At 57.6% G+C, this 25057-nt stretch carries 21 protein-coding genes; 10 read left to right on the top strand and 11 right to left on the bottom strand.

What is annotated here, in order from left to right:
• Nucleotides 1-47 precede the first annotated feature (47 nt).
• The 5 genes from R2940_01920 to R2940_01900 all read left to right on the top strand — a co-directional run bounded on the left by R2940_01920 (nucleotide 48) and on the right by R2940_01900 (nucleotide 7058).
• The gene (locus R2940_01920; protein ID MEZ4598527.1) at nucleotides 48-350 is read left to right on the top strand and encodes a phasin superfamily protein; all 303 of its coding nucleotides are present in this window, start codon (nucleotides 48-50) and stop codon (nucleotides 348-350) included.
• An 81-nt stretch (nucleotides 351-431) separates the two neighbouring features.
• Entirely contained in the window at nucleotides 432-2111 is a 1680-nt protein-coding gene (locus R2940_01915) for an AarF/UbiB family protein (protein MEZ4598526.1), read from the top strand.
• Nucleotides 2112-2327: 216 nt separating this feature from the next.
• Entirely contained in the window at nucleotides 2328-3254 is a 927-nt protein-coding gene (gene lpxC / locus R2940_01910; GenBank protein ID MEZ4598525.1) for a UDP-3-O-acyl-N-acetylglucosamine deacetylase, read from the top strand.
• A 145-nt stretch (nucleotides 3255-3399) separates the two neighbouring features.
• Nucleotides 3400-5652, top strand: coding sequence for an ATP-binding protein (locus R2940_01905; GenBank protein ID MEZ4598524.1), 2253 nt, complete (start codon nucleotides 3400-3402; stop codon nucleotides 5650-5652).
• Nucleotides 5653-5687: 35 nt separating this feature from the next.
• Complete coding sequence (locus R2940_01900) at nucleotides 5688-7058, top strand: sigma-54 dependent transcriptional regulator (GenBank protein ID MEZ4598523.1); 1371 nt, start codon at nucleotides 5688-5690, stop codon at nucleotides 7056-7058.
• A 42-nt stretch (nucleotides 7059-7100) separates the two neighbouring features.
• Here the strand turns inward: R2940_01900 and R2940_01895 are convergent, their stop codons facing one another.
• The 3 genes from R2940_01895 to hemG all read right to left on the bottom strand — a co-directional run bounded on the left by R2940_01895 (nucleotide 7101) and on the right by hemG (nucleotide 10159).
• A complete protein-coding gene (locus R2940_01895; GenBank protein ID MEZ4598522.1) occupies nucleotides 7101-7820 on the bottom strand; it encodes an FKBP-type peptidyl-prolyl cis-trans isomerase in 720 nt (239 codons plus the stop codon).
• Nucleotide 7821: 1 nt separating this feature from the next.
• Nucleotides 7822-8682, bottom strand: a complete 861-nt coding sequence (gene ylqF / locus R2940_01890; GenBank protein ID MEZ4598521.1) for a ribosome biogenesis GTPase YlqF — start codon at nucleotides 8680-8682, stop codon at nucleotides 7822-7824.
• Nucleotides 8683-8752: 70 nt separating this feature from the next.
• The gene (gene hemG, locus R2940_01885) at nucleotides 8753-10159 is read right to left on the bottom strand and encodes a protoporphyrinogen oxidase (protein MEZ4598520.1); all 1407 of its coding nucleotides are present in this window, start codon (nucleotides 10157-10159) and stop codon (nucleotides 8753-8755) included.
• A gap of 142 nt (nucleotides 10160-10301) precedes the next feature.
• Here hemG and R2940_01880 point away from each other — a divergent pair, with 142 nt between their 5' ends.
• Nucleotides 10302-11204, top strand: coding sequence for a DnaJ C-terminal domain-containing protein (locus R2940_01880; GenBank protein MEZ4598519.1), 903 nt, complete (start codon nucleotides 10302-10304; stop codon nucleotides 11202-11204).
• 59 nt (nucleotides 11205-11263) lie between these two features.
• Here R2940_01880 and hemH read toward each other — a convergent pair whose 3' ends face one another.
• The 4 genes from hemH to R2940_01860 all read right to left on the bottom strand — a co-directional run bounded on the left by hemH (nucleotide 11264) and on the right by R2940_01860 (nucleotide 15752).
• On the bottom strand, nucleotides 11264-12301 hold the full coding sequence (hemH, locus tag R2940_01875; protein MEZ4598518.1) for a ferrochelatase: 1038 nt from the start codon (nucleotides 12299-12301) through the stop codon (nucleotides 11264-11266).
• Between the two features lie 17 nt (nucleotides 12302-12318).
• The gene (hemE, locus tag R2940_01870; GenBank protein MEZ4598517.1) at nucleotides 12319-13350 is read right to left on the bottom strand and encodes a uroporphyrinogen decarboxylase; all 1032 of its coding nucleotides are present in this window, start codon (nucleotides 13348-13350) and stop codon (nucleotides 12319-12321) included.
• Nucleotides 13351-13391: 41 nt separating this feature from the next.
• Nucleotides 13392-14480 (bottom strand): radical SAM protein, encoded by a 1089-nt coding sequence (locus R2940_01865; GenBank protein ID MEZ4598516.1) that lies wholly within the window; start codon nucleotides 14478-14480, stop codon nucleotides 13392-13394.
• A 171-nt stretch (nucleotides 14481-14651) separates the two neighbouring features.
• Nucleotides 14652-15752 (bottom strand): nitronate monooxygenase family protein, encoded by a 1101-nt coding sequence (locus R2940_01860; protein ID MEZ4598515.1) that lies wholly within the window; start codon nucleotides 15750-15752, stop codon nucleotides 14652-14654.
• 197 nt (nucleotides 15753-15949) lie between these two features.
• On the opposite strand from R2940_01860, the gene R2940_01855 reads away from it, so the two are divergent.
• Both R2940_01855 and R2940_01850 read left to right on the top strand, forming a co-directional pair.
• On the top strand, nucleotides 15950-16912 hold the full coding sequence (locus tag R2940_01855; protein ID MEZ4598514.1) for a HAMP domain-containing sensor histidine kinase: 963 nt from the start codon (nucleotides 15950-15952) through the stop codon (nucleotides 16910-16912).
• Entirely contained in the window at nucleotides 16909-17616 is a 708-nt protein-coding gene (locus R2940_01850) for a response regulator transcription factor (GenBank protein MEZ4598513.1), read from the top strand. Before R2940_01855 ends, R2940_01850 begins: the two co-directional genes overlap by 4 nt.
• Before the next feature lie 56 nt (nucleotides 17617-17672).
• Here R2940_01850 and R2940_01845 read toward each other — a convergent pair whose 3' ends face one another.
• The 3 genes from R2940_01845 to R2940_01835 are packed head-to-tail and all read right to left on the bottom strand — an operon-like array spanning nucleotide 17673 to nucleotide 20435.
• Nucleotides 17673-18338 carry an NAD(P)/FAD-dependent oxidoreductase gene (locus R2940_01845; protein ID MEZ4598512.1) on the bottom strand — a complete coding sequence of 222 codons (666 nt, stop codon included), beginning with the start codon at nucleotides 18336-18338 and terminating at the stop codon, nucleotides 17673-17675.
• A gap of 40 nt (nucleotides 18339-18378) precedes the next feature.
• Complete coding sequence (locus R2940_01840; GenBank protein ID MEZ4598511.1) at nucleotides 18379-18780, bottom strand: response regulator; 402 nt, start codon at nucleotides 18778-18780, stop codon at nucleotides 18379-18381.
• Complete coding sequence (locus R2940_01835; protein ID MEZ4598510.1) at nucleotides 18777-20435, bottom strand: PAS domain S-box protein; 1659 nt, start codon at nucleotides 20433-20435, stop codon at nucleotides 18777-18779. The genes R2940_01840 and R2940_01835 overlap by 4 nt, the downstream gene beginning before the upstream one ends.
• A gap of 312 nt (nucleotides 20436-20747) precedes the next feature.
• Between R2940_01835 and R2940_01830 the strand changes: the two genes are divergently transcribed.
• A complete protein-coding gene (locus tag R2940_01830; GenBank protein MEZ4598509.1) occupies nucleotides 20748-21707 on the top strand; it encodes an ornithine cyclodeaminase family protein in 960 nt (319 codons plus the stop codon).
• A gap of 45 nt (nucleotides 21708-21752) precedes the next feature.
• Here R2940_01830 and priA read toward each other — a convergent pair whose 3' ends face one another.
• Entirely contained in the window at nucleotides 21753-23939 is a 2187-nt protein-coding gene (gene priA, locus R2940_01825) for a primosomal protein N' (protein ID MEZ4598508.1), read from the bottom strand.
• Nucleotides 23940-24077: 138 nt separating this feature from the next.
• On the opposite strand from priA, the gene R2940_01820 reads away from it, so the two are divergent.
• Nucleotides 24078-24938, top strand: coding sequence for a metallophosphoesterase (locus tag R2940_01820; protein ID MEZ4598507.1), 861 nt, complete (start codon nucleotides 24078-24080; stop codon nucleotides 24936-24938).
• Nucleotides 24939-25057 lie beyond the last annotated feature (119 nt).

Genomic DNA, 25057 nt, shown 5'->3' with positions numbered 1-25057 from the left:
CTTGTCGTTTCAGGCCATCAATCAACCTGTTGAAACAGGAGAACGCCATGGCGGACATCATCGAGAAAACCCTCCTTGCCGGCATCGGAACCCTGGCTCTGAGTCAGAAAAAAGTCGAAGAACTCATCCAGGATCTGAAGAGCCGGATGAATCTGCGGGAGGAGAAGGGACAGGAGCTCTTGTCTTCTCTGCGGGAAGCAGCCCGCAATCAGCAGCAGAAACTTGAAGAAGCGGCTCAGAAAGAGGTTCAGCGCATGAGCTGCAAAATGGGTTTGATATCAAGGGAAGAATTCGAATCCCTTGAGAAGAGAGTTCAAGTGCTGGAAAGCCGTCTCCAGGACAAGGTCTGAACAGCCCTTCCATGCCACCAAAAAATTCCAGCCCGACCGGACGCAGTCCACTGAACCAGCGTGCCGGTTCGCCGTGATCTTATGCTGACATTTTCGCGGGTGACCCGCAACATCCGTTCCTTGCGCCGTTACAGACAGGTTCTCGGCGTTCTCATCAAATACGGCTTCGGTCACATCGTCGAGCAGCTCAATATACACCAGTACCTCCGGCGGGCCACTCCACGGGTTGCCATGCGCAACATTGCCCGGCTGGGCGGACCGGTTCGCCTGCGTCTGGCCATGGAGGAGCTCGGCCCCACCTTCGTCAAACTGGGCCAGGTATTGTCGACCCGTCCGGATATTATGCCGGCAGACTTTGTTCAGGAGCTCAGCAAACTGCAGGACACTGTCCCGCCGGTGAGTCTGGAAGCGATCATGGGGCAGATCGAAAAGGAGCTCGGCCAACCGGTCCAGACCCTGTTTGCCGAATTTTTTCCCAAGCCGTTGGCCGCAGCCAGTATCGCTCAGGTTCATCAAGCCAGATTGCATTCCGGGGAGCTTGTGGTGGTCAAGGTTCGCCGCCCGGGTATCCAGCAGGTCATCAGGACCGACATCGATATTCTGATGAACCTTGCTCGCCTGGTGGAGCGTCATCTCCCCAGCGGTGAATTCTTGAATCCGACGGGCCTGGTTCGCGAATTTCGCCGCACCATTATCCGGGAAATGAGTTTTTCCCGCGAGGGTCATACCATCGACCGTTTCCGGGAAAATTTCAAACAGGACCCTACGGTCTATGTCCCGCGAATCTTCCATTCCCTGACCGGTGAAACCGTTTTGACAATGGAATATATCGACGGGATCAAGGTCTCTGAGCTGGAGCGGCTGAAAGCCGCCGGCAACGATCTGAAGATCATCGCCCGCAACGGCGCCAACGCCGTTCTGCAGCAGGTTCTGGTTCACGGCTTTTTCCATGGCGACCCCCACCCGGGAAACATCTTCGTGCTTCCCAACAATACCGTCTGTTTTCTCGATTACGGGATGGTCGGACGTCTGGACCGTGAACTCAAACTGCGCGTTGTCGAACTGCTGTCCGCCATCGTAGATCGGGACGTGGACGGCATGATTTCCGAGCTGGTTTATTCCGGCGAACTGATCGAGGAGATCCGTCTGCCGGAATTGAGGATGGCTCTGAGCAATTTCATCGACGACTACTACGAAATCCCCCTGCATGAGATCAACGCCGGCAAACTGCTGACCGAACTGGTCGAAATCCTGGTGGAGTTCCGCATCCCCTTCTCCCCCGACCTGCTGCTGCTGGCCAAGGCTCTGATCACCATCGAAGGAATCGGTCGTCGTCTCGATCCGGATTTCAACATGGTGGGTCACCTCAAACCCTTCATGGCCCGCCTGATTGCGGAAAAAACCAGCCCTGCAAATTTCTCCCGGGAAGGGGCAAAACTGCTTAAAACCTACGCCTCGCTGATTAAATACCTGCCGCGGGACCTGAAGGAATTCATCAACCGGATCAACCGCAACAAAATTAAGATCGATCTGGAGCATCGCGGACTGGAAAAACTGATCACCGATCTCGACCGGTCCAGCAACCGGCTGTCTTTCAGCATGCTCATCGCCGCCCTGATCGTCGGCTCATCCATCGTCATGCAAACAGACAAGGGGCCTTTGCTGTTCGGCTTCCCGGCCCTTGGCCTGCTCGGCTATTCCATAGCGGCGGTACTGGGCCTCTGGCTCGCTATTGGCATCCTCCGATCAGGACGCCTTTAGCTCAAAAACCAGCTCACCCCGCCATTGTGTTGCAGACACCACAATACCTTGCAGACTGTGTAATCAAGACCACGAACTCCCATTCCTCCTCTCTTTTATTTCTTATTTAAATTCAACAGGTTAGATCGTTTAATATTTTGGCAAACACTTTGCATAGAGGATGGTGTAGTATTTAAAAAAGTTTTGCCCGATTCCAAGAGAGGATTTTTTTTCATCATGATTTACCAACAGACCCTGCAGCATCCCGTCAAGATCTCCGGCATTGGTCTCCACAGCGGACGCCAGATCAATATGCATCTGCGCCCTGCAAATGCCGGAACCGGCGTCGTTTTCCATCGCCGCGAGGGGGATCGTTCTGTTTCCATCGAAGCTGTTGCGGCCAACGTGGTCGACACACGCATGGCAACGGTCATCGGCAAGGGAGGGCTGTCGGTTTCCACGATCGAACATCTGATGGCGGCTCTCGCAGCCTGCGGCATCGACAACCTGCACATCGACATCGATGGGCCGGAAGTGCCGATCCTGGATGGGAGCGCGGCACCCTTTGTCGTACTTCTGCAGGAAGCGGGCCTGCGCCAACTGCCGGCCAACCGGAAGTACCTGGCAATCCGCAAGCCGATCAGCGTCATCGACGGCGAAAAACGGGTCAGCGTGATCCCCTCCCGGTTCTTCCGCATCTCTTTCGACATTGCCTTCGACCACCCCTGCATCGGACTGCAGCATCGCTCGGTGAAGGTGTCCGATACGCTGTTCGAGAGAGACCTCGCTCCTGCCAGAACCTTCGGCTTCCTGCACGAGGTGGAATACCTCAAGGCCAACGGACTGGCTCGCGGGGGATCCTTGGAAAATGCGGTAGTCATCGGCAAGGATCAGATCCTCAACCCCGAAGGACTGCGATTCACCGACGAGTTCGTACGTCACAAGATTCTCGATGCCATCGGCGACTTCAGCCTGATCGGCTATCCGATTCTGGGACACATCAAAGCCTTCAAGGCCGGCCACGACATCAACCATCGGACCGTGGAGCAGATTCTGGCTTCCCCCGACTCCTGGGAACTGGTGGAATTCGGCAGGCCCAGCCATCAGCCTCACGCCATCGCAGCTCAACGGCGGCGGGCTTTTGCGGCGGATCTGGCTTTCTGAAACAGCGATTTTTCCTTTTGAAATTAAAAGCAGCCTTCGGGCTGCTTTTTTTATTTCGCCCGGCCCCTGGCCAACACCCTCACCGGCTTGCATTTGTCCCCTTTTTTGGCCTAGAATTGCACATTTTCAATTTCACAGGTTTGCCATGACCACGACACCATCGGAAGCTTCTGAAAAAAAACGACATGAATTGCGCAAGCGACGTCGGGAATGGATGATCGTCATCCTGGTCACCGTCCTGGTCATCGTCCTGACCCGATTGGAGTCCGGCCTGTTCGAGGTCACTTCCGATCTGCCGCTGTCGAAAAACATTCTGGTCCTGGCGCTGATCAATCTCAACATCCTGTTGATCCTGCTGATTCTGTTTCTGGTCTTCCGCAATATCTTCAAGCTGCTGGTGGAAAAACGCCGCGATGTTCCCGGAGCGCGCCTGCGCAGCAAGCTGGTCATCGCCTTCGTCGCCCTTTCCCTGGTTCCCACCATGCTGCTGTTCTTCGTTTCGGCCGGTATCATTTCGAATTCCATCGAAAACTGGTTCAACGAAGAGATTGAAACCTCCCTGGAGGAATCGCTGGCGGTCGCCCAGACCTACTACCAGAACTCGGCCACCAATGCCCTGTACTACGGCGACCAGCTGGCCCGCATCATCAAGGAGCAGAAACTGCTCAACGAACGGAACCTGCCGTCATTGCAGGATTTGATCCATCAAAAGCAGCAGGAATATAACCTGGGTGTGGTCGAGGTGTTCTCAGCCACCCTCGAAGAACTGGTCCGGGCCTCGAATCCCCAGGTGCCCGCCGCGGAATTCACCGATCCCGGTTCCGATACCATTCGCGAAGCGCTGCGCGGCAACCGCTTCACCCAGGTCACTCCCGTCGGCAAGGCCGACCTGATCCGCGGCGTCGTACCGGTCTTTTCCAACTGGAACCCCGACGATGTGGTGGGAGTGGTGGTTGTCAACTATCACGTGCCCTATTCCCTGGTGAACAAGATGAAAGAGATTTCCAACTCCTTCGAACAGTACAAGGAAACCAAGCTGCTGAAAAACAAGATCCAGAAGGGCTACCTGCTGGTCCTGCTGCTGACGGCGCTGGTCATCATCTTCCTGGCCACCTGGTTCGGGTTTCACCTGGCTCGCGGCATCACCGTTCCCATTCAGGAGCTGGCCCTGGCGACCAATCGGGTGGCCGGAGGCGATCTCGATGTTCACATAGACGTCAAAACCGATGATGAAATCGCCTTGCTGGTGGAAGCCTTCAACAAGATGACCTCCGATCTGCGCAAGGGTCAACAGAACATCCGCCGGGCCAATCGCGACCTCCATGCCTCCAACCTGGAACTTGATCAGCGGCGCCGCTATATGGAGATCGTGCTGAAAAACGTCACCGCCGGAGTCATCTCCGTCGACCGCCAGGGACGCCTCACCACGATCAACAAATCGGCCGAAAAGCTGCTGCGGATTCAGACCACCAAGGTCCTGGGGAAGAACTTCCGCGAAGTCCTCAAACCGGAGCACCTGCCTATCGTCAAGGATCTGATCAAGCTGCAGAACAGCTCCGGCAAAGACTCGATCCGCAAGCAGGTGACCCTCTCCCTCGACGATCAGAAACTGACCCTGCTGGTCAACCTGACCACCCTGAAGGATGAAGGGGGCGAGTTCATGGGGACTGTTGTTGTCTTCGACGACCTGACCCATCTGATCCGGGCACAGCGGATGGCCGCCTGGCGGGAGGTGGCACGCCGCATTGCCCACGAGATCAAGAACCCCCTCACCCCGATTCAGCTGTCGGCCCAGCGTCTGCGCCGCCGATATCTGGACCGGTTTGAGGAAGACGACTCGGTGTTCGACGAGTGCACCAATATGATCATCAAACAGGTCGATGAACTGAAGAACCTGGTCAACGAGTTTTCCAATTTCGCCAAAATGCCTGCGGTTAACCCGACACCGAACCGCCTCAACGACATCATCGCCGAGGCCCTGGTTCTTTACCAGGAAGGACACAAGGAAATCCAATTCATCTTCCGGCCGGATCCGGGTGTCCCGATCCTGCAACTGGATCATGACCAGATCAAGCGGGCGGTGATCAACATGCTGGACAATGCCGTCAGCGCCGTGGGAGAAAAGGGCAACGTTACCATCGAATCCCATTTCAATCCCACGCTGCAGATTGTTTCCTTTACTGTGGCGGATGACGGCTGCGGCATCCCGCCGGAGGACAAGCCGCGTCTTTTCGAGCCCTATTTTTCCACCAAGAAATCTGGCACCGGACTTGGGCTGGCGATCGTTTCCACCATCATCACCGATCACAACGGTTACATCCGGGTCAAGGACAATGAACCGAAAGGGAGCCGGTTCATTGTCGAACTGCCTGTTGCCAGGGATTCGATTCAGGCCTGATTCTGCGGCAATCGCATTACAATCCTGGGAGGAATATGAAAAACATCCTGGTCATCGACGACGAGCAGAGTATTCGCGAAAGCCTCAAGGGCATTCTGCAGGACGAAGGCTTTCGTACCCTGTTTGCCGAAAGCGGCGAAGAGGGATTGGCCCTGCTCAAGGAGGAAAGTCCCGATTTGGTTCTGCTGGATATCTGGCTGCCGGGCATCGACGGTCTGGAGACCCTGCAGCGGATCCGCCAGGATCAGCCGGAACAGCTGGTGATCATGATGAGCGGCCATGGAACCATTGAGACCGCGGTCAAAGCCACCAAGCTGGGCGCCTACGATTTTATCGAAAAACCTCTTTCGTTGGAAAAGGTGCTTTTGTCCATCGAAAACGCCATGAAGGTCGGGCAGCTGGTCGAGGAAAACCGGTCGCTGAAGGCGAAGATCGCCAAGGAATACGAAATGGTCGGGAACAGCCAGGCCATTCGCGAACTCAAGGAACAGATCTCCATCGCCGCCCCCACTTCCGGATGGGTGCTGATCACCGGCGAAAACGGCACCGGCAAGGAACTGGTGGCGCGGGCAACCCACAACCTGTCGAAACGCCGGGACAAGCCCTTTGTCGAAGTCAACTGTGCGGCCATCCCCGAAGAGCTGATCGAGTCGGAATTGTTCGGCCATGAAAGGGGGGCCTTTACCGGCGCGACCACCATGCGCAAGGGCAAGTTCGACCAGGCTCACGAAGGAACTCTGTTTCTCGACGAAATCGGCGACATGAGCCTGAAGACCCAGGCCAAAATCCTGCGCATTCTCCAGGAAAGGAAATTCGAACGGGTCGGCGGCAGCCGATCTATTGAGGTCGATGTGCGCGTCATCGCCGCCACCAACAAGGACCTGGAACAGGAAATCAGGGAGGGCAACTTCCGGCAGGATCTCTACTACCGCCTGAATGTCCTGCCGTTTCACGTCCCCCCGTTAAGGGAGCGAAAACTGGACATTCCGCTTCTGGCACGACATTTTCTCAACTATTTCTGTCACAAGGAGGGACGCCCGGCCAAAACAATCGAATCCGAGGCTCTGGAAATGTTGATGGAATACAGCTGGCCGGGCAATATCCGCGAGCTGAAAAACCTTATGGAGCGGCTGGTCATCATGACCCCGGGGGACGTTATCAGGGCATCCAATCTGCCGGAAACCTTTAAATTCGAAACCGAAACCGTCAGAACTGTTTCCCGGCCGGGTTCGGCACTGGAAGCCGCGACCTTCAAGGAAGCCAAGGAGGAATTCGAAAAGGAATTCATCCTGCAGAAGCTGGAGGAATTCAACGGCAACATTTCGCGAACGGCGGAAGCCATCGACATCGAGCGCTCCAACCTTCACCGCAAAATCAAGGCTTTCGGGATTGAGTTGAAGAAGTGAAAATGCTGTAAATTCGTGAGGGTGAGGTGTGAGGGGGCCTCACTACCTTTCAATCTCGAGCAATTCGATTTCGTAGACCAAAACCTCATTGGGTCCGATGGTCGAGCCGGCTCCCTGCTCGCCGTAGGCCAGTTCCGGGGGCAGAAAGATCCGCCAGTGCCCGCCCTGTTTCATATTCAACAGGGCCTCCTGCCATCCGGGAATGACTCCTGACACCGGAAAGGTGACGGGCTGGTTGCGGGCATAGGAACTGTCGAATTCCCTGCCGTCGGTGAAAAGGCCGCGGTAGTGAACCTTCACCCGATCCGAAGGACCGGGCCCTTCCCCCTCGCCCTGGCGCAGAACCTGGTAATGCAACCCGCTCGGCAGTTTTTCCACACCGGCCTCCTTCCCCTTTCGGACTAGAAACTCCCGCCCTTCCTGCAGGTTTCGCTCAGCCTCATCCACGCGGGTTTGCCGCTGCCGTTCGCTCAACTCCTGCTGCAGTTGATTGAGGGCCTCCTGAATCTCCTGATCGGACAAAAGGGGCTTACTGTCCGTCAGCCCATCCTGCAACCCGCGCAGGACGATAGCGGGATCGATATCCAGCTGTCGACCGCGAAAATCCTGCCCGAGACGCAGACCGATGCCGTACCCGACCCGGTCACCGAGGGTATTCAACTCGGGTTCGGCAGACTTCCTGTCACATCCCCCACTTCCCAGAAGCAGCAGAGCGCCCGCCATCAACCAACAAACGCAATATAGAGCCCTGATACCTGTCATTTCATGAATCCTTTTCTCCAGCAAGCCGGATTTCATCGGGAGCTTCAAAGCTGATGCGTCCGATTTTGCCGCTCTGCAGTTCTCTCAGAAAAATTTCCGCGGCGCGATAGTAGTCCACTTCGCCGCCCTTTTCAAGACAACCTCGCCTCCGCCCCAGCTCGGTCAGTACCTCTTCCCCATCAGCGGGTAAAAATGAAAGATTGTACCGACCACACAAGAGGTCGGGGTAGTGCCGCAAAAGATATGCGGCGGCGAAACGGCCCACCTCATGATAATCCATGGCGGCATTGCCGATGGCACCGCTGGCCGCCAGCCGCAGAGCCGCAAGTTCGTCACCGGGATCGGGCCAAAGGATGCCGGGCGTATCGAACAGCAACAGCCCGTTACGCAGATCGACCTGCTGGGCACTGCGGGTGATGGCCGGCTGATTGCCGACTTTGGCTATTCTGCGCCCTGCAAGGGTATTGATCAGGGTCGATTTGCCCACATTGGGAATGCCCACCACCATGACCCGCAAAGGTTTGCCGGGAATTCCGCGATGGGGCACCAGACTCCGGCATAGCTTGGGCAGCAGGGTTACCTCCTTGGCCCGGGTGGCGTTAAGCGCCAAGGCCCGCACCTCTTTTCCCTGATGCTCAAAATGGGCAATCCAGCGTTTGGTCACCAGAGGGTCGGCCAGATCTGCCTTGTTCAGAACCATGAGGCAGGGTTTTCTCTGGCGCATCTGGGCCAGAATAGGATTGCCGCTCGAAACCGGAAGACGGGCATCGACAACCTCGATCACCGCATCGATCTTCGGCATCGCTTCGGCCATCTGCCGCCGAGCGGTTTTCATGTGTCCGGGGTACCAGGTCATTGCCATGGGTGAATTGTCCCCTGTGTCTTTCGATGGAAAATTAAAAAGCCGATCCCGATTCCGATTTCAATTGGGTTTAGCTGCTCCTCCGGACAAACCCGAAAGCCTGCTCCGCCACTCTGTTGGCCGCGGCCACACAATCATTGAGGCCGATTCCGTAGAAAGCATTGCCGGTAAAAAAGAATCCGGGATACCGGCCGGTCCGTTCCTGCAACATCCGCAGCCGGCGGCCGTGGCCGGTCACATATTGGGGTATCGCTTCCCGATGGGGGAAAACCCGCACGAATTCCGGTTCGGCCTGCAGCTTCATGGTTTTAGCCAGGGCCGCGAGAGTTCTTTCCCTGACCTGTTCTTCATCCCACTCACCCACATCCGGGCGGGTGGCCCCTCCAAGCATGGACCGCAACAGCACCCTGTCATCTGGCGCCCGGTTGGGAAAAATGCTCGAATCCCACAGCGTGCCGAGAACATCGAGTTTTTCAACCTGCGGCACCAGGTAGCCGAACCCATTGAGGTCCCGGTTCAGGTCTTCCCTCCGAAACCCGAGACAGCACACCTGAAGCGCCGCATAGGGGATGCCGCGCAGAAGATGGGCCGCCTCCCGGTCGAAACCTTCCACCATTGTCGCGAAGTGGAAAGCCGGGACCGCGCAAACAACCAATTGTGCTTCCAGCTGCGAGCCGTTGTCGAGCTGGAGTTCGAAGCCGTCACGGAGGGGACGCAGGGCTGTGACGCCGGTGCCAGTCTCGACCGCGCCGCCAAGAACCTTTTCCAGCCGGTCGGTGAGCTCCTGAATCCCCCCGGCGAAGGAGGTCAATACGCCGGCCGGACCGCCGGCGCCAGCCACGGCCTTGCCCGCACGTCGCTCGCAGCGGTGCCGGGCCGCCAGCCGGAGCATGGCCCGGATCAGGCCGCCATACTCGACTTCCAGCTGATGTATCCGTGGGAAACAGCTCTTCAGGCTCATTCTTTCGGGATCCCCGGCAAAAATTCCGGAAACCATCGGCCCGATCAACTTTTCCAGAGCCTGAGGACCCAAACGCCGCCGACAGAAATCTGCAAGTGTTTCATCCTCGCCGCCCCGCTCAGCGGGCACCAGCGTCTCCATGGCGATGCGCAGCTTGCCGGGCCAGGAAATCAGCCTTGTGCGGCAGAAAGCGGCGGCATTTTCCGGAACCCAATGGAGTTCTTCCTGCGAATAGATGAAGCGTCTGCGGGCGTTGTCGTTGGACCGCTGGAGTGCCCCGGATATCTCCAGATCTCGACACAGCTCCAGTGTCGCCGGTTTGCCGTCGAGGAACCCGTTGGGACCCCATTCGCAAAGATAACCTGCGTCCCTGATGCTGTGAATCTTACCCCCGGTGCGGGAATCCTTTTCCAGCACCGTCAACTGCAGATCGATGCCGTTGCGGTCGGCCATGTGCCGCAGGAAAAAAGCTGTCGCCAGACCGGAAATACCCGCTCCGATAATGACTGCCCGCATGTCTCACCTCGTGCCCGGAAGATAAATTCCCGCCATTATGGCAGTTATTGGACCGGTTGGCAATCTTCCTCCCCCCAGCCCTTGACGGCATCTATCGCGCTAACTATATTGTCAGAGTCTTTTTACGAAATCAGGAGAAAACATGGCCAAGGATTATTATGCCGTTCTGGGGGTGGCCAAGGATGCCGACCAGGACGCCATCAAAAAAGCCTATCGAAAGCTGGCGCTGAAGCACCATCCCGATAAAAACCCGGGCGACGCCAAAGCCGAGGAAAAGTTCAAGGAGATCACCGAAGCCTATGCGGTCCTCTCCGACCCTGAAAAGCGCCGCCAGTACGACCAGTTCGGGGAAGCGGGGTTCCATCAGCGCTTTTCTCAGGAGGATATTTACCGCAATTTCGATGTCGGCGACATTTTCCGGGAGTTCGGCTTCGGGACGGACGATATCTTCAGCCGCGTCTTCAGCGGCGGCGTACGGGGCGGAAGGACGACCTTTTTCGGGGGCGGTGGCCAGCCCCGTCCGGTAAAAGGGCAGGATTACGTGATGCACCTGTCGATCCCTTTCCGCCTGGCGGCCCAGGGAGGCAAAAAGCGCATCGATTATCGGGGTGAGCAGGGTGTCGAACAGATCCAGGTGGCCATTCCGCCGGGGATAGAATCAGGGCAGAAGCTGAGAGTGAGCGGCAAGGGGGGCAGCAGCCCGACTGGAGGTCCTGCAGGAGACCTGTTTCTGGAGATCAAAGTGGATCCGGACCCGGTCTTCACCCGGGAGGATCGGGACCTGTTCGTCAAGGTGCGTATCCCCTTCAGCGGCGCCTGTCTCGGCACCACCCTGGAAGTGCCCACTCTCGAGGGGAGCAAGCGCATCAAGGTGCCGGCAGGAATGCAGAGCGGCGGCAAAATCCGGCTCAAGGGCTTCGGCATTCCGGGACCTAAAAAAACCCAGAGCGGCGATCTCTATGCCGTCATCGAAGTCAATGTCCCGGCCAAATTGACCGATGACCAGAGCACGCTCCTTGAAAAACTGAAAGAACAGGGCCTATAACCTAAAGCCACAGACCGACACGGACTGTCAATGGCGGACACGGACTTCGCTCTCCCATGTCAGGCCGTGTCGTCTGGTTCACACAGATCATTGTAGCGCCGTTGCAGTAGCATCGCCAAAGCCTGCAGGAAATCGGGATGGTCGTTCAGGGAGGGACTGCGGACGAAATGCACGATGCCCCGCTCTGTGGCTGCCCGCCGGTAGATGACGTCGATCTCGTGAAGGGTTTCGATATGATCGCTGACGAAGGAGAGGGGAACCATCAGCAGGCTTTTGTGGCCTTTGGCGGCGAGGGTTTTGATGACTTCGTCCACAGAAGGCCGGAGCCACTTGACCGGGCCGCTGCGGCTTTGAAATCCGACATGCCAGGGCCTGTCGCCGATGCGCTGCATGACCCCGCGGACGGTGGCCAGGGTTTGGCCGAGAAAGGGATCACCCCGGTCGATGACTCTCTGCGGCAGTGAATGGGCGGAAAACAGCAGGGGGACCTCATCCCTCATGTCCCGGGGAAAGGACTCCAGCCCTTCAACGACCCTCGCGGCCAGGGCGTCCAGGTACGGCGCCCAATCATACCAGTGATCGATAACGGCATAGGTCAGTTCGGGAAACAGGGTTGCCGCGGCCTGACGGAAATCGGCGATGCTGCTGCCCGTGGTCGCCTCGGCATACTGGGGATACAGGGGCAGGACGAGGGCCTGCTCCACCTGATCGTTGCGCATCCGCCACAAAACTTCCTGAGCTCGCGGCTGCCAGTAGCGCATGATGACATAGATCCCCCAGGTTGAATCCAGCACCCGGGACAAACCGAGAGCCTGGCGTTCCGTCCAGTCGAGAAGAGGCGACCGGCCGCCGATATGCCGATAATTTTCTCTGGCGCTGCGAGCCCGCCGGCGGGAAATCATTCGGGCGAAAGGCTTCTGCAGAAAGGGACCACCCGGCAGAGCGATCAGCCTGCGATCGGAAAAGAGGTTGTAGAGAAAGGGCTCGACCGCTTCCAGACTGTCGGGACCGCCCATATTCAGCAGCACCACCGCGGTCCTGCGGTCTGAATGCAGGGGGCCGGCGTGAACCTTTCGGTTCGTGAAGGGCTCGCTCATCGTCAAACTCCCCGCCTTCAGGAGACAGCGCTCAACCGATGGACGCAATCCACCAGGAAGGCCGCCTTTTCCGGTTCAACCGTCGGCAGTATGCCGTGTCCGAGGTTGAAGATATGTCCAGGGCGCCCGCCGTTCTCCTCGAGAATACGCCGTACCTCCTTTTCGATATATTTCTCTGGAGCAAACAGGACGGTGGGATCGAGGTTGCCCTGCACAGCCACTTCCGGCCCCAGTTCCCGTCGAGCCCGGTCCAGGGAGACGCACCAGTCGAGACCGACCACCTGCCCGCCCGCCTGTTTGACAAGGTCCAGCATGGCCCCTCCCCCCTTGACGAAATGGATGATCGGTGCCCCTTTGTGCTCGAGGGCGGCGATCAGGCGGCGGGTGTAGGGGAGCGCAAAATCCCGGTAATCGGCAGGGGACAAAATGCCTCCCCAGGTATCGAAGATCTGGATGGCCTGGGCACCGGCCTCGACCTGGGCCGTCAGGTAACGTTGACTGGTTTCGGTAATCTTGTCCATCAGCCGGCCGTACAGGTCCGGCGCCCGATACATCATCCCCTTGAGAACGGCGAAGTTTCTGCTGCCTTGCCCTTCAACCAGGTAACAGGCGAGGGTAAAGGGTGCACCTCCAAACCCGATGAGCGGCACCCGACCGGCCAGTTCCCGACGCAGAATACGGATGGTTTCGTACACGAAGGGTACCTCTTCCTCGACCACCGGCACCCTCAAGGCCTCGATCGCGGTCTTGTCCCTTACCGGCGATGAGAAAACCGGCGCAGGTTCATAGCGCAGTTCCACACCCATGGCCTCGAGAGGGATGAGAATATCCGAGAACAGGATGGCTGCATCCACGCCCAGAATATCCACCGGCTGCACGGTCACCTCGGCGGCCAGATGGGGGGTCTTGCAGAGTTCGAGGAATCCGACGCGATGGCGAACCGCCTGATATTCGGGAAGATAGCGCCCGGCCTGGCGCATCAGCCATACGGGAGTGCGGGATACCGCACAGCCCCGACAGGCCTCGAGAAAGTCGTAACCGCTGGTCATGTCAAAAACATCCTCCTGCATCGACAGCAAAAAGCCCTAATCTAGATGTCCTGTCCGGTGTTGGCCGATCCTATCGGCAAATAGCTGCAGAATGGCTCCTCGGCCAGGTAATCACCATAGACCGCATCGGCGCGGGCCCGGCAACCTCCGCACACCCGCAGGTATTCGCAACTGCCGCATTTCCCCTTGTACTTGTCGAAATCACGCAGCTCCTGCAGCAGGGGAGCCTTGAACCAGAGATCCCGGAACGAGGTGTCCCGGACATTGCCGGCCGTCCGGTGAAAGTAGGAGCACGGCTTGAGGTTGCCGAAAGCGTCGATCAGGCAGATGCTCTGTCCGGCCAGGCACCCCTTTCCGCCACCGGTTGAGAAGGACAGGCTGCGCCGCCGGTAGGGCACCCCTTCGGCCCTGGCCATCTGGGGAGCGACCCGATAGTAGTGCGGCGCGCAGGTGGGGCGCATGAGGATATCCGTTTCCTGTTGTTCCTGGCGGTAATGCCAGGCCAGGATCTCCTCGTAATCCTCTTTGGAGATCAGTTCGTCCATGATCTCCCGCCCCCGTCCAGTGGGAACGATCATGAACAGATACCAGGCCACCGCGCCGAGTTTCTTGGCCAGCCGGAACGTGGGGGCGATTTCCGCCTGATTGCGCCGGGTGAAAGAGGAATTGATGAGAAACCGCAGGCCGTTGCGCTTCAGTATTTCCGCCGCCCGAACGGTTGCGGCGAAGGCGCCCTGACACTGGCGGAAATCATCATGGATCTCGGCGCGGGATCCGTCCAGGGAAAGGGAAACGATGCGAATTCCGCTGTCCTGCATGCGCCGGCAGACATCATCGGTCACCAGGGTACCGTTCGTAGCCATGCACATGCGCAGCCCGCGATCCGTTCCGTAACGGGCAATGTCGAAGATATCCTCCCGCAGCAGCGGCTCGCCGCCACTGAGAACCATGACCGGCTGGGATACCAGACAGATATCGTCGATCAATCGAAAAGCTTCTTCGGTGGAAAAGTCTCCGGAGGCAGCAGACGGATCGGATGAACAGCGGCAATGAACGCATTGCAGATTGCAGCGGCGGGTGCTTTCCCAGGCGATCCACTTAGGCAGGAACGGTTCATTTTCCGGGGGCATCAAAAATCCTTTTTAAAGGGCAGCATGATGTATGAGTTTACCCCGGAACCATTGATTTTACAAAGTTTAGAATGGAGCCGGCCGCAAGGAAATGTTGTAGAGAGGCTGGATGCAAAACAGGCGGACTCGGGTTGAATCCGCCTGCTTTTTTTCAATTCTCACAATTGTCTGTCAGCCGTTGGACACCATCCGCTGGTGGATTTCTTCCACCTTGACGTCAAAAAGCTCCTCGAAAATGGCCTGAACCGTTGTGATGCGGTCGGCCTTCCAGGCGTTCGTGCCGCAAAAAATCAAACCGTTTTCCAGATCCCCCCGCTGGGCTCGATCGAGGGCTTTGATGATACAGAACCTTTCCTGCTCTTCCTTATAGGTGCACTTTTTCAGGCAACCGCTGGGGCAGCGCAATCCCTCGGCCAGGTCGCTGCGGCGGATGTGGTCGATATTCCCTTTGAGAGCCCTCCCTGGCAGCCCGGCTGGGCTCATGATCAAACCGATATCCTCGGGGCGGCACTCCAGATAGGCCCGTTTGAAAGCCTCATCGGCATCGCATTCCTCGGTGCAGACAAAGCGGCTGGCCATCTGTACCCCGTCGGCACCCTGGGCCAGAGCATGTTCCACATCCTGCCTATCCCAGATGCCCCCGGCAGCAATCACCGGCACTTCGACCTTCCAGACTTCCCGGAACAGGGCCTTGATCTCCCGAACGGTGGCATACTGGTCATACTGGCCGGTGCCGATATTTTCCAGTTTTTCCCCGAGATGCCCTCCAGCCGTGCCCGGGTCCTCCACGACCACCGCATCGGGCAGGCGGCCGTACCCTTTCGACCACTTGCGGGCGATCAGTTCCGCAGCGCGGACCGACGAGACAATGGGGATCAGGGCCACGTGGGGGAATTTCTCGGTCAGTCCCGGAAGACTCATGGGCAGACCCGCACCGCTGACAATGTAATGGGCGCCCGCTTCACAGGCGGCGACAACCATGTCGTCGTAATTGCTGACGGCAAACATGCAATTGACTCCGACGAAGCCCCCCTCGGCAATGGCCAGAGCCTTGCGGATTTCATCCTGGAGCGCCCGACGATCAGCCTCGAACAGGTTGCGTCCGTTGAAATAGGGACTGTTGACACCGATTCCGGCAGCCGCAACCGTTCCGAATCCTCCGCAACGGGCAACATGGCCGGCCAGACTGCCAGCGGAAACTCGCACCCCCATGCCGCCAAGCAACAGCGGAAAGGGCGCGGTATATCGACCAATAGTAAGATTCTTTTTCACGATTTTCTTCCTGCATGCTTGCCGGGCGATCAGCGACACCGAACTCACCCGGGTCAAAAAGAAAAGAACCGGCCGCAGGCTTTAGCGGCCCATCTTGTGTTTGCAGTCTAGCACAGGGATTCAACGTTTAAATGTAATAGTTCTGTAAAAAGGATTTTGCACTTGTTCCGGAGTTCGGGCAGTGGTAAACAGACGGGATGAAAAGAATTTTTCGCCGCCTGTTCAACCCGCTCATGGCCTTTATCGGCATCCAGTTGGCCTGGATCATCATCGTGGTCTATTGGATCTCCTGGTTTCTGAAGAGCAATCGCAAACTCAGAGCCCTGGCGGAAAAATACAGTCCGGAGCTGCTGCAGAACCGCATCGACTGGGTGGTGATGGTCGAGGGTCTGGTTCTGCTGATAGCCATTCTGGTGGGCGTCTACGTCATTTTCGTCTACTGGAAGCGGCAATCCGCCCTGGCCCGGGAGCAGCGGAATTTTATGTCCCAGATCAGCCACGAGTTCAAATCCCCCCTCGCCTCCTTGCAGCTTCACCTCGAAACCATCCGCATGCGCCAGCTTTCGCCGGAACAGATGGACGCCTTTTTCGATACCATGCTGGCCGACACCGCCCGTCTGCGGAACATGGTCGACAACCTGCTGACCACCCACCGCCTGGAACAGAAGAAAATTGGCCTGGATCTCAAAACCGAAGACTTCTCTCTTCTGGTGGAGACCTTTCTGTCCCGCCAGCGTCCTGGTCTGCCCCCCGGCAGCCGCATGACCACCGACATCGAGTCCGGTCTGTATGCCCGTATCGACAGCGAGACACTGACCATGGCCCTGCGCAATCTGCTGGAGAATGCGGTCCTGTATTCGGACACCCCACCGGAGATCACCGTCACCTTGAGGGCCGAGGGCAACTGGTGTCATTTCAGCATTACCGACCGCGGACGGGGCATCGCCGAACGGGACAGGAAGAAAATCTTCCGGATGTTTTACCGTGTGCGAAAATCGGACGAGAACATTCGCGGCTCCGGTCTGGGGCTGTTCATCGTCCGGGCCGTGGTCTGGCGGCATCGGGGAAAGGTCTGGCTGGAAAGCGCCGGTCTCGGCAAGGGCTCAACCTTCCACATCCTGCTGCCGAAACAGGACTCACCGGAGGAGAGCGGCGAATGAAGGACCCCTACATTCTGCTGGTCGAGGATGAACTCCACATTGCCCAGGGGCTGAAGTTCAATCTCGAGATGGAAGGTTTTCGGGTGCAGCATGTCACCACCGGTGAAGAGGCACTGAATCTTCTGCCCTGGTCGGGCTGCCTGCTGGTGATCCTCGATCTCATGCTGCCGGCCATCGACGGCATCGAAGTCTGCCGCCGCATGCGGCAGGCCGATGCCCGCCTGCCCATACTGATCCTGACCGCCATGGACAAGGAAACGGACAGAATCACCGGTCTGTCCGAAGGCGCCGACGATTATCTGACCAAACCCTTCAGCTTGGCCGAGTTCCTTCTGCGGGTCAAGGGGATCATCAAGAGATCCCACTGGTATCGATCCGGTCCCAAGCCTGCTGAAGGCTATGTTTTTGGTGAGAACAAGATTTTTCTGGAAGATCTCCGGGCCATCGTCAAGGGCAAGGAGATATCCCTGACCGATCTGGAGGCCAAAATGCTTCGGATATTTTTCGAACGGGAAGGGGAAATATTGTCCCGGGCGGAACTGCTAAAATCGGTGTGGGGAATGGCGCCGGATACGGAAACGCGTACCCTGGATAATTTCGTCGTTCGATTGCGGAAGTATTTCGAGAAAAAGCCCTCCCGGCCAGTCCATTTCCTGACGGTTCGCGGCCGGGGTTACCGGTTTGTTCGCGGAACTCTCGATTGACGATGTTCAATCCGGATCGGTCCCCGGGTTGCGGAGACCGATCCGAAATTCGTGCCTTAATCGTTCATGATCTCTTTGCGGAAAGCATCCAGCCCGACATCCTCGAGGAGCTTGCCCATTCTCCCCTTTTTACCCTGGGCCTTGAACCAGTTGACCACCCTTTCCAGAATGGCCAGGGCCTCCTCGTCGGTCTGAATATTTTCCGCCAGCTTCTGTGACAGATGAGGCATCCCGCCGCCATTGCCGCCGACCATGACGTTCCAGCCTTTCGGCGTGCCGATCAGACCGACATCCTTGATGCAGACTTCCGCACAGTCGTTGGCGCAGCCGGAAACGCCCATCTTGAACTTCCACGGCAGTTCCATGCCATGATACTTCCTGTCCAGTTCCATCCCGACACCCACCGAATCCTGCTGACCGCGTTTGCAGAAGGTGGTGCCAGGGCAGATTTTGACTGAACGAACGCAGAGGCCGATGGCCGCACCAGGTTTCTCCCCAAGAGCTTCCCAGACCTGATCCAGTTTTTCTTCGGCCAGACCGACAATGGCGATCCGTTGGGCACTGGTGATTTTGAGGGCCTGCGCACCGAATTTTTCGGCAACGTCGGCGATCTTACGCAGCGTATCCGGGGAGGTCACTCCACCGGGAATATGCGGAGCAACGGCAAAGGTTTCCTTGTCGCGCTGCACGATAGCGCCTTTTTCCAAAATATCCTTTTTCATGTTTTCCTCCTTCTTTGGCAATAATAGCGGTGAACAACAATCAGACTCCCTGATGGGGCATTTCAAACCTGTTTTTCCTATCCAGCAGACGGTCAACCCGGCTGTAGAGATCTTCCAGCTTGAAGGGTTTAGTCAGAAACTCATCGACCATCATCTCTTCGGCCCGCCTCCTTTCAGCCTCCTGATCCTTGGCGGTCAGGATCAGAACCGAACAGTCGGAGATGCCCACATCCTTCCGCAGGCGTTCGATAGTCTCGAAACCATCCATTCCTCCCGGCATCATCAGATCCATGATGACCAGGTCCAATTTCCTGTTTCTGGCTACCTCCAGAGCCTCTTCCCCGCTGGCGGCAAGAAAAATTTTCCGATCTTTCGCCCGCAGGCTGATCTCCAGCAGTTGCCGAATAGTCATCTGGTCGTCGACGATCAGAATTTTTTTCACGGCGCGACCTCTCCATTTCCCCAACCGGGACCAAAGACATAATCTCTTCCGGTCACACATTGGATTCCGATCGGCAGACTCAGGTGGACAGTCGTTCCGCATCCCGGCGTACTGTTCACCCAGACCCTTCCACCATGGGCCTCGACAATCTCCTTCACGATGTTCATGCCGAGACCGATCCCTCCCACGGCCGAATTGGAGGTGTCGGCCCGGAAAAACTTATCGAATATTTTTCCCACCTGTTCCTCGTTCATTCCGATGCCCTCATCTGTTACCGCAAAGCGCAGGTCTGTTCCCCGCCGGTATGCGTCAACCTGAATGATACCGCCTTCAGGCGAGAACTTAACAGCATTGGACAAAATGTTTTCCAGGGCCTGACGGAGCTTGCCAGGGTCCGCATGAATCTCGAGAGATTCGGCGGGGAAACGGACTTCGATCCGGTGCCGCCCCTTGTCCCGGGGCACATGACGAATGGCCTGGTCCAGCAGTTCCCTGGGGCTGCAGGAGGTTTTCTTCAATCTGAAACCGGCGCCGGTCTCGATATGCGACAGATCGAGCAGATCATGAACGAGTTTCGCCAGGATTTCCGACTGCTCATGGATGATCTGGTAAACTTTTCGCCGCTCACCCCTCTTCAAACCGGGTTGTATCAATAGAATTTCCGAAAATCCCTGAATCGAGGTCAGCGGAGTGCGCAATTCGTGTGCTGCCGTATTGATGAACTCCGTTTTCAAACGGCTTATTTCCCGCTCCGCTGTAACATCCTGCAATACAGCGATCCGCCCGGAAGTGTTCGCCCCGCCTTCGGCAATCCAGGAAATACGTGCCTGAATGATGCGTCGGCCGGTGCCGGGGCATCCCTCCAGTTCGATTTCGCACTGGTCGCCATTCTCCCCTTTCACAAGCGCCTCATGCAGCCTGGGAGGGAGCGGCCGGCGGGAAAACAGGGCATCGAGGGGCCGACCGACCACCTGCTCGCAGGCAACCCCCAGCAGTTTCTCCGCCGAAGCACTCATCAAAACGATGCACTGCCTGTTATCGATGACAATCAGCCCCTCACCGAGGGAACGCAGAATACCGTCGATTTTATCCTTTGCCAATCGCGTTTCCGACAAGGCCCGGAGCAGATCGGCCTCGGCCCTTTTCCGATCGGTGATGTCCTGGACCAGGCCGATGCCATAAAGGGGATTATGCTCTTCATCGAACAGCCAGGCGCTGGTCACATGGCCCCAGACAACGCTGCCGTCCTTGCGCAGAAACCGCTTTTCGTAATCGAAGGCCTGCCGCAATCCCGCCTTGATCTGGGCAAAATGGGTGCGCGTCGCGGACTGATCTTCAGAGTGGGTGAGATCGTAGACGGTCAGATGTCTCAGCTCTTCCCTTGTGTAGCCCAGGTAGCGACAGAACGCAGGGTTGATCTGGACATACCTTCCGTCGATGGTAATCGTGTTCATACCAGCATTGGCATGCTCGAAAATCGACTGAAAAAAAGCCTCCCCCTTGCCCTCACGGAAGGACAAATCCGACGTGCAATGCTCACAAACAGGAGCCTTGGATGACTTGTTGGTCATGGTCAAGGCCATACCCTCCGCCTTTTTCCGGCGCAACTTCTTCAATCGTCGAAGGCAGGAGGTTTCTCTTTCAAGAAAGTGCATGACCGACTCTTAGGACCCAATGAATCCAAAGAAAGTAGTTATATTCATTCGGAAAAAAGGAAGTGTCAACCTTTTTTCAGCCCGCTGCCCGGATCTGGGATCCGCCCTCCGCACCAGGAAAAAGGGTGCTGAAAAGATGAAAGTATGATAGGAACCGCAACAGAAAGGAGATGAAAGAGGACTGTTTTTCCGTCTGCGTCGTTCATTAGCCGCAAAGATTTTAGCTGATAGACTGCGTATTGCAAGCCCGGTGCTAAAAAACCAGGCACCGTCAACCCCGTCTGCAATACGCCATCGAAGAGAGAGGACGTGATGGCCCTTTTCCTGAAGGAAAAAGAAGTCGAACAAGTCCTGACCATGCCGCTGGCGCTGGAAGCGGTGGAGCAGGCCATGAAGGATCATGCCTTTGGCGACGCCGTCAATATCCCAAGGGAGAGGACCCGCATCCCCAAAGGTGCCCTGCATATTCTCCAAGGAGCCCTGCCTGGGCGAGGGGTCCTGGGCTACAAGGCCTATACCTCGACCAAGGAGGGGAACTGTTTCCTGCTTTACCTGTATGACAGCGTGCATGGCAACCTGGAAGCGATCATCGAAGCCGATCTGATCGGCATGACCAGAACCGGCGCCGCCGCCGGGATTGCGGCAAAATGGCTAAGCCGTCCCGAATCCTCGGTTGTAGGACTGTTCGGTACCGGCTGGCAGGCCAGGGGTCAGCTGGAAGGGCTCTGTGCCGTTCGGCCGATAAAAAAGGTGAAGGTATTGGGCAGGGATTGGCAACGTCTCAAAAGTTTTTGTGAGGAAAACAGCCGGCGACTGGGGATCGAGGTTCTTCCCGCCGCCGAAGGCAGGGAAACGGTCAGCGGAAGCGATATCGTGACGACGGTCACCACCTCCCCCCGACCGGTGGTATGCCACCCCTGGGTTGAAAGAGGGACCCACCTGAACGCGGTCGGAAGCAACGCCCTGATCCGCTGCGAAATCGATGAAAAGACGCTCCTCCAATGCGATCTGATTGCCGTCGACTCCCGGGAAGTCGCCGTTCGCGAATGTGGCGATCTGCTCCCTCTTGTGGAAAAAGGTCGGATCAACTGGCATCAGACCCCGGAGCTGGGGGAAATCATCGCCGGCAGAGTGCCCGGCCGCAGGGACCCCGATCAGATCACCCTGTTCGAATCCCACGGCATGGCCATCCAGGATCTGGCTGTAGGAGCCCTGGTCCTCGAAAAAGCCAGGGCGCAGGGTCTGGGAACCGAATTGCCGATCGGCTGTTAATCCTGCACCCGGAATCCCTGCTGTCCTTGGGGCCCTTCCCCTTTTTTACAGCATATCCAGTGGATCGACATCTACGATCAGGCTCACCCGCCGGGGCACCCTGGCTCGCAAAGAGCCTATATTGGACAGGATACGGCGCATGGAGCTGCGTTCCACCGCTTTCAGCAGAATCTGAAAGCGCCATTTTCCACGCAGCCGATTCAGCGGACAGGGGGCAGGACCAAGAATTTCGACCGCCAGGTTTCCCTTCAGTCTCTCCAGTTCGTCTGCAAAAACCGCGGCGGTTTCCGCCACCTGCACCAGGTCATTTCCGGCGAGGACGCAATTGGTCAGGTACCCGAAGGGGGGATAGGACAATTCGCGGCGAATGGCTGTTTCCTGCTCGTAGAAACCGGCATAATCGTGGCGGGCGGCAGCCTCGAGAACATAATGCTCGGGGACGAAGGTCTGGATAAGGACCTTGCCCGGTTTCTCTCCCCGCCCGGCCCTGCCGGCAACCTGAGTCAGGAGGGTAAAAGAGCGTTCGGCGGCCCGGAAGTCGGGCAGGTTGAGAGCACTGTCCGCATTGACCACCCCAACCAGGGTCACTCCGGGAAAATCGTGCCCCTTGGCCACCATCTGGGTGCCGACGAGAATGTCGATCTCTCCACAAGCCATACTTTTTACCAGGCGCTGATGGGCCCCTTTGCGGCCGGTGGTATCGCGGTCCATGCGGCCGACGCGGGCCCCAGGGAAAAGATTTGCCAGCTCTTCCTCGAGGCGCTCGGTTCCAGCCCCCTCAGGGGTCATTCCGGAGCCCAGACAGGCTGGGCAGACGTCCGGAGGACTTTGGGAGAAATCGCAGTAGTTGCAGCGCAGCCGGCGCTGCTTTTGATAGTAGGTCAGGGTGATTTCACAGTTGGGGCAACGCAGGGTCGCGCCGCACTCCATACACAGCAGATAGGGCGCAAAACCCCGACGGTTAAGCAGCAGCAGGGACTGTTCCCTGCGTTCGAGATTTTCCAGCAGGGACTGGCGCAGAGTTTCGGACAGGCTGCCCTCGGGCCGTTCCTGGCGAAGGTCGATCAGCTTCACTTCCGGTAACGGCCGATCGAGGATGCGGCACGGCAGACCCTGATAGGAGATCTGGCCCTGCCTGGCCCTGAAAAAGGTGGTCAAGGCCGGCGTGGCGCTGCCGAGCAACACCGTGGCCCCCTCCATCTGGCCTCTGAGCAAGGCAAGGTCCCGCGCATTGTAGCGAAATCCCTCTCCCTGCTTGTAGCTGGTTTCATGTTCCTCATCGACGACAATGATGCCGAGCCGGGAGGCGGGCGCGAAAACCGCCGAACGGGCACCGACTATAATGTCGACATCTCCCCGCGCCACTGCCCGCCAGGCATCGTAACGTTCCCCGTCGGAAAGCCCGGAATGAAGCACCGCCAGGCGCCGGACCCGATCGGCGAAACGTGCCCGGAAACGGCCGACCAGCTGCGGAGTCAGGCCGATTTCCGGCACCAGCACCAGGGCCTGCTTTCCGCCTGCAATAGCCTGCTCGATGGCCCGCAGGTAGACCTCGGTCTTGCCGCTGCCGGTGACGCCATGGAGCAGAATCTGGGTGAATTGACCGCTTTGCAATGACTGACCGATGGCGGCCAGAGCCGCAGACTGCTCAGGACCGGGTACCACCGCTTTATCGGGCTCCGGCGCTTCCCCGGCGAAAGGATCGCGGCGTTTTTCCAGAAAATTTTCGCCGACAACCCCTTTGTCTATCAGCCGGTGCAAACTCTGCCCGGGATTGTCGACGAGCTGCCCCAATTCCTCCATGGACAGAGTTTTCCGCTCGCGAAGATGGTTCAGGATCGCCTGTTGCTTTCGGCCGACAACCTCAACCTCCGGTTCCCGCAGATAGAGGAAACGCTCGGTGGCAATGGCCACCCGCTGCCTCTCGTTCGCCAGACCGGCAGGCAGGGCGGTACGAAACACCTCGCCGAGGGGATGGCAGTAGTATTCAGCGGCCCGCTCCAGAAACGGCACCATAGTGCTGCCGAAAAGCGGCTCCTCGTCCAAAACCTCGCATATAGGCTTGAGTTCGGCGACCTCGGTCATTTCCAGACGCAACAGAAAACCGACCACCAAACGGCGACCGAGGGGAACTCTCAGCCTTACACCGGTCCGGACACGATCCCGCAATGGATCGGGAACCAGGTAGGAGAGAGGTTTGTCGAGAGGGGCGGCAACCGCTACGTGAGCCACTAACTGCAAGAAATTCCTCCACATCATAATTAAATCAAGCTATCGCCTGAATGGATGGAATTGGCACGGTGAAGGAATTATGGTACATTGCCCTGCTTAAAAAAGCATCCGTTCCGCCCGACCATTCTGCAGGGATACATGCAAAAAAACGACTTTCGGCCAAAAGATCTCCGTTTCATTTCACGGCGCAAGTTTCTCGCCTCCAGCCTGGCTCTGGGAGGATCACTGAGCCTGGGCGACGCCCTGTGGCTGGAACCTCGCTCCTTCGTAATCGAGGAAATCTTACTGCCTTTGCCTAAAATGCCTCCCGGAAAGGAGCTGCGCATTGTCCACCTGAGCGATCTCCACCTGCATGATTTACCCCCCCATTTTGCAGAAGCGGCAAATACGGTCAACGCGCTCAACCCGGATCTGATTCTATTGACGGGGGATTACCTCGAGCAAGAAAAAAATTTGAAGGGGGTTCTGACCTTCCTGGGTCTGATCAAGGCCGCACGGGGCGTTTTTGCCGTGCAGGGCAACTGGGAGTATTGGGCCCGTCTGGAAGGGGAAAATCTGCGCCGCCATTTTGCCCGGGTTTCCGTAGAGCTCCTCATCGACGAGCGGCGCGATCTGGATATACAGGACATCCCCCTGTCCATCCTCGGCCTGGACTATCCCTCTGCATCCGTCAACCTGAACCGGATTCGCCAGGCAGCAGATCCTCAGCGACTCAACCTGCTTCTCAGCCACGTCCCGGCTTTCGACCACGACATGATCGGCGACAGAATCGACCTTATACTCTGCGGACACACCCACGGCGGTCAGATCCGTCTGCCTTTTCTTCCGCCTCTGTATATGCCCCGTTTTTCCGGACGCTTCGTCTCTGGACTTTACCGGGTCGCCAAGCAACAGGTTCCGCTCTATCTGAACCGCGGCCTCGGCACGAGCGTTTTGCCGATCCGTTTTCTCTGCCGTCCCGAAATAACCCTTCTGCGCCTCGGCAGCCTGCCGGCATGAGACAGGAATTCGTGATCCTTCGAATTGACCCCTCACTCCTCACTCCTCACTCCTCACTCCTCCCGCCTCCTGCTTTAGAAAAACAGCCTATTGAACACTTCCGGCGGTTATGCTATGGT

The sequence above is a fragment of the Syntrophotaleaceae bacterium genome (assembly GCA_041390365.1).
In the GTDB taxonomy this organism is placed as follows: Bacteria; Desulfobacterota; Desulfuromonadia; order Desulfuromonadales; family Syntrophotaleaceae; genus JAWKQB01.
This window is presented reverse-complemented; position numbering and strand designations above follow the sequence as displayed.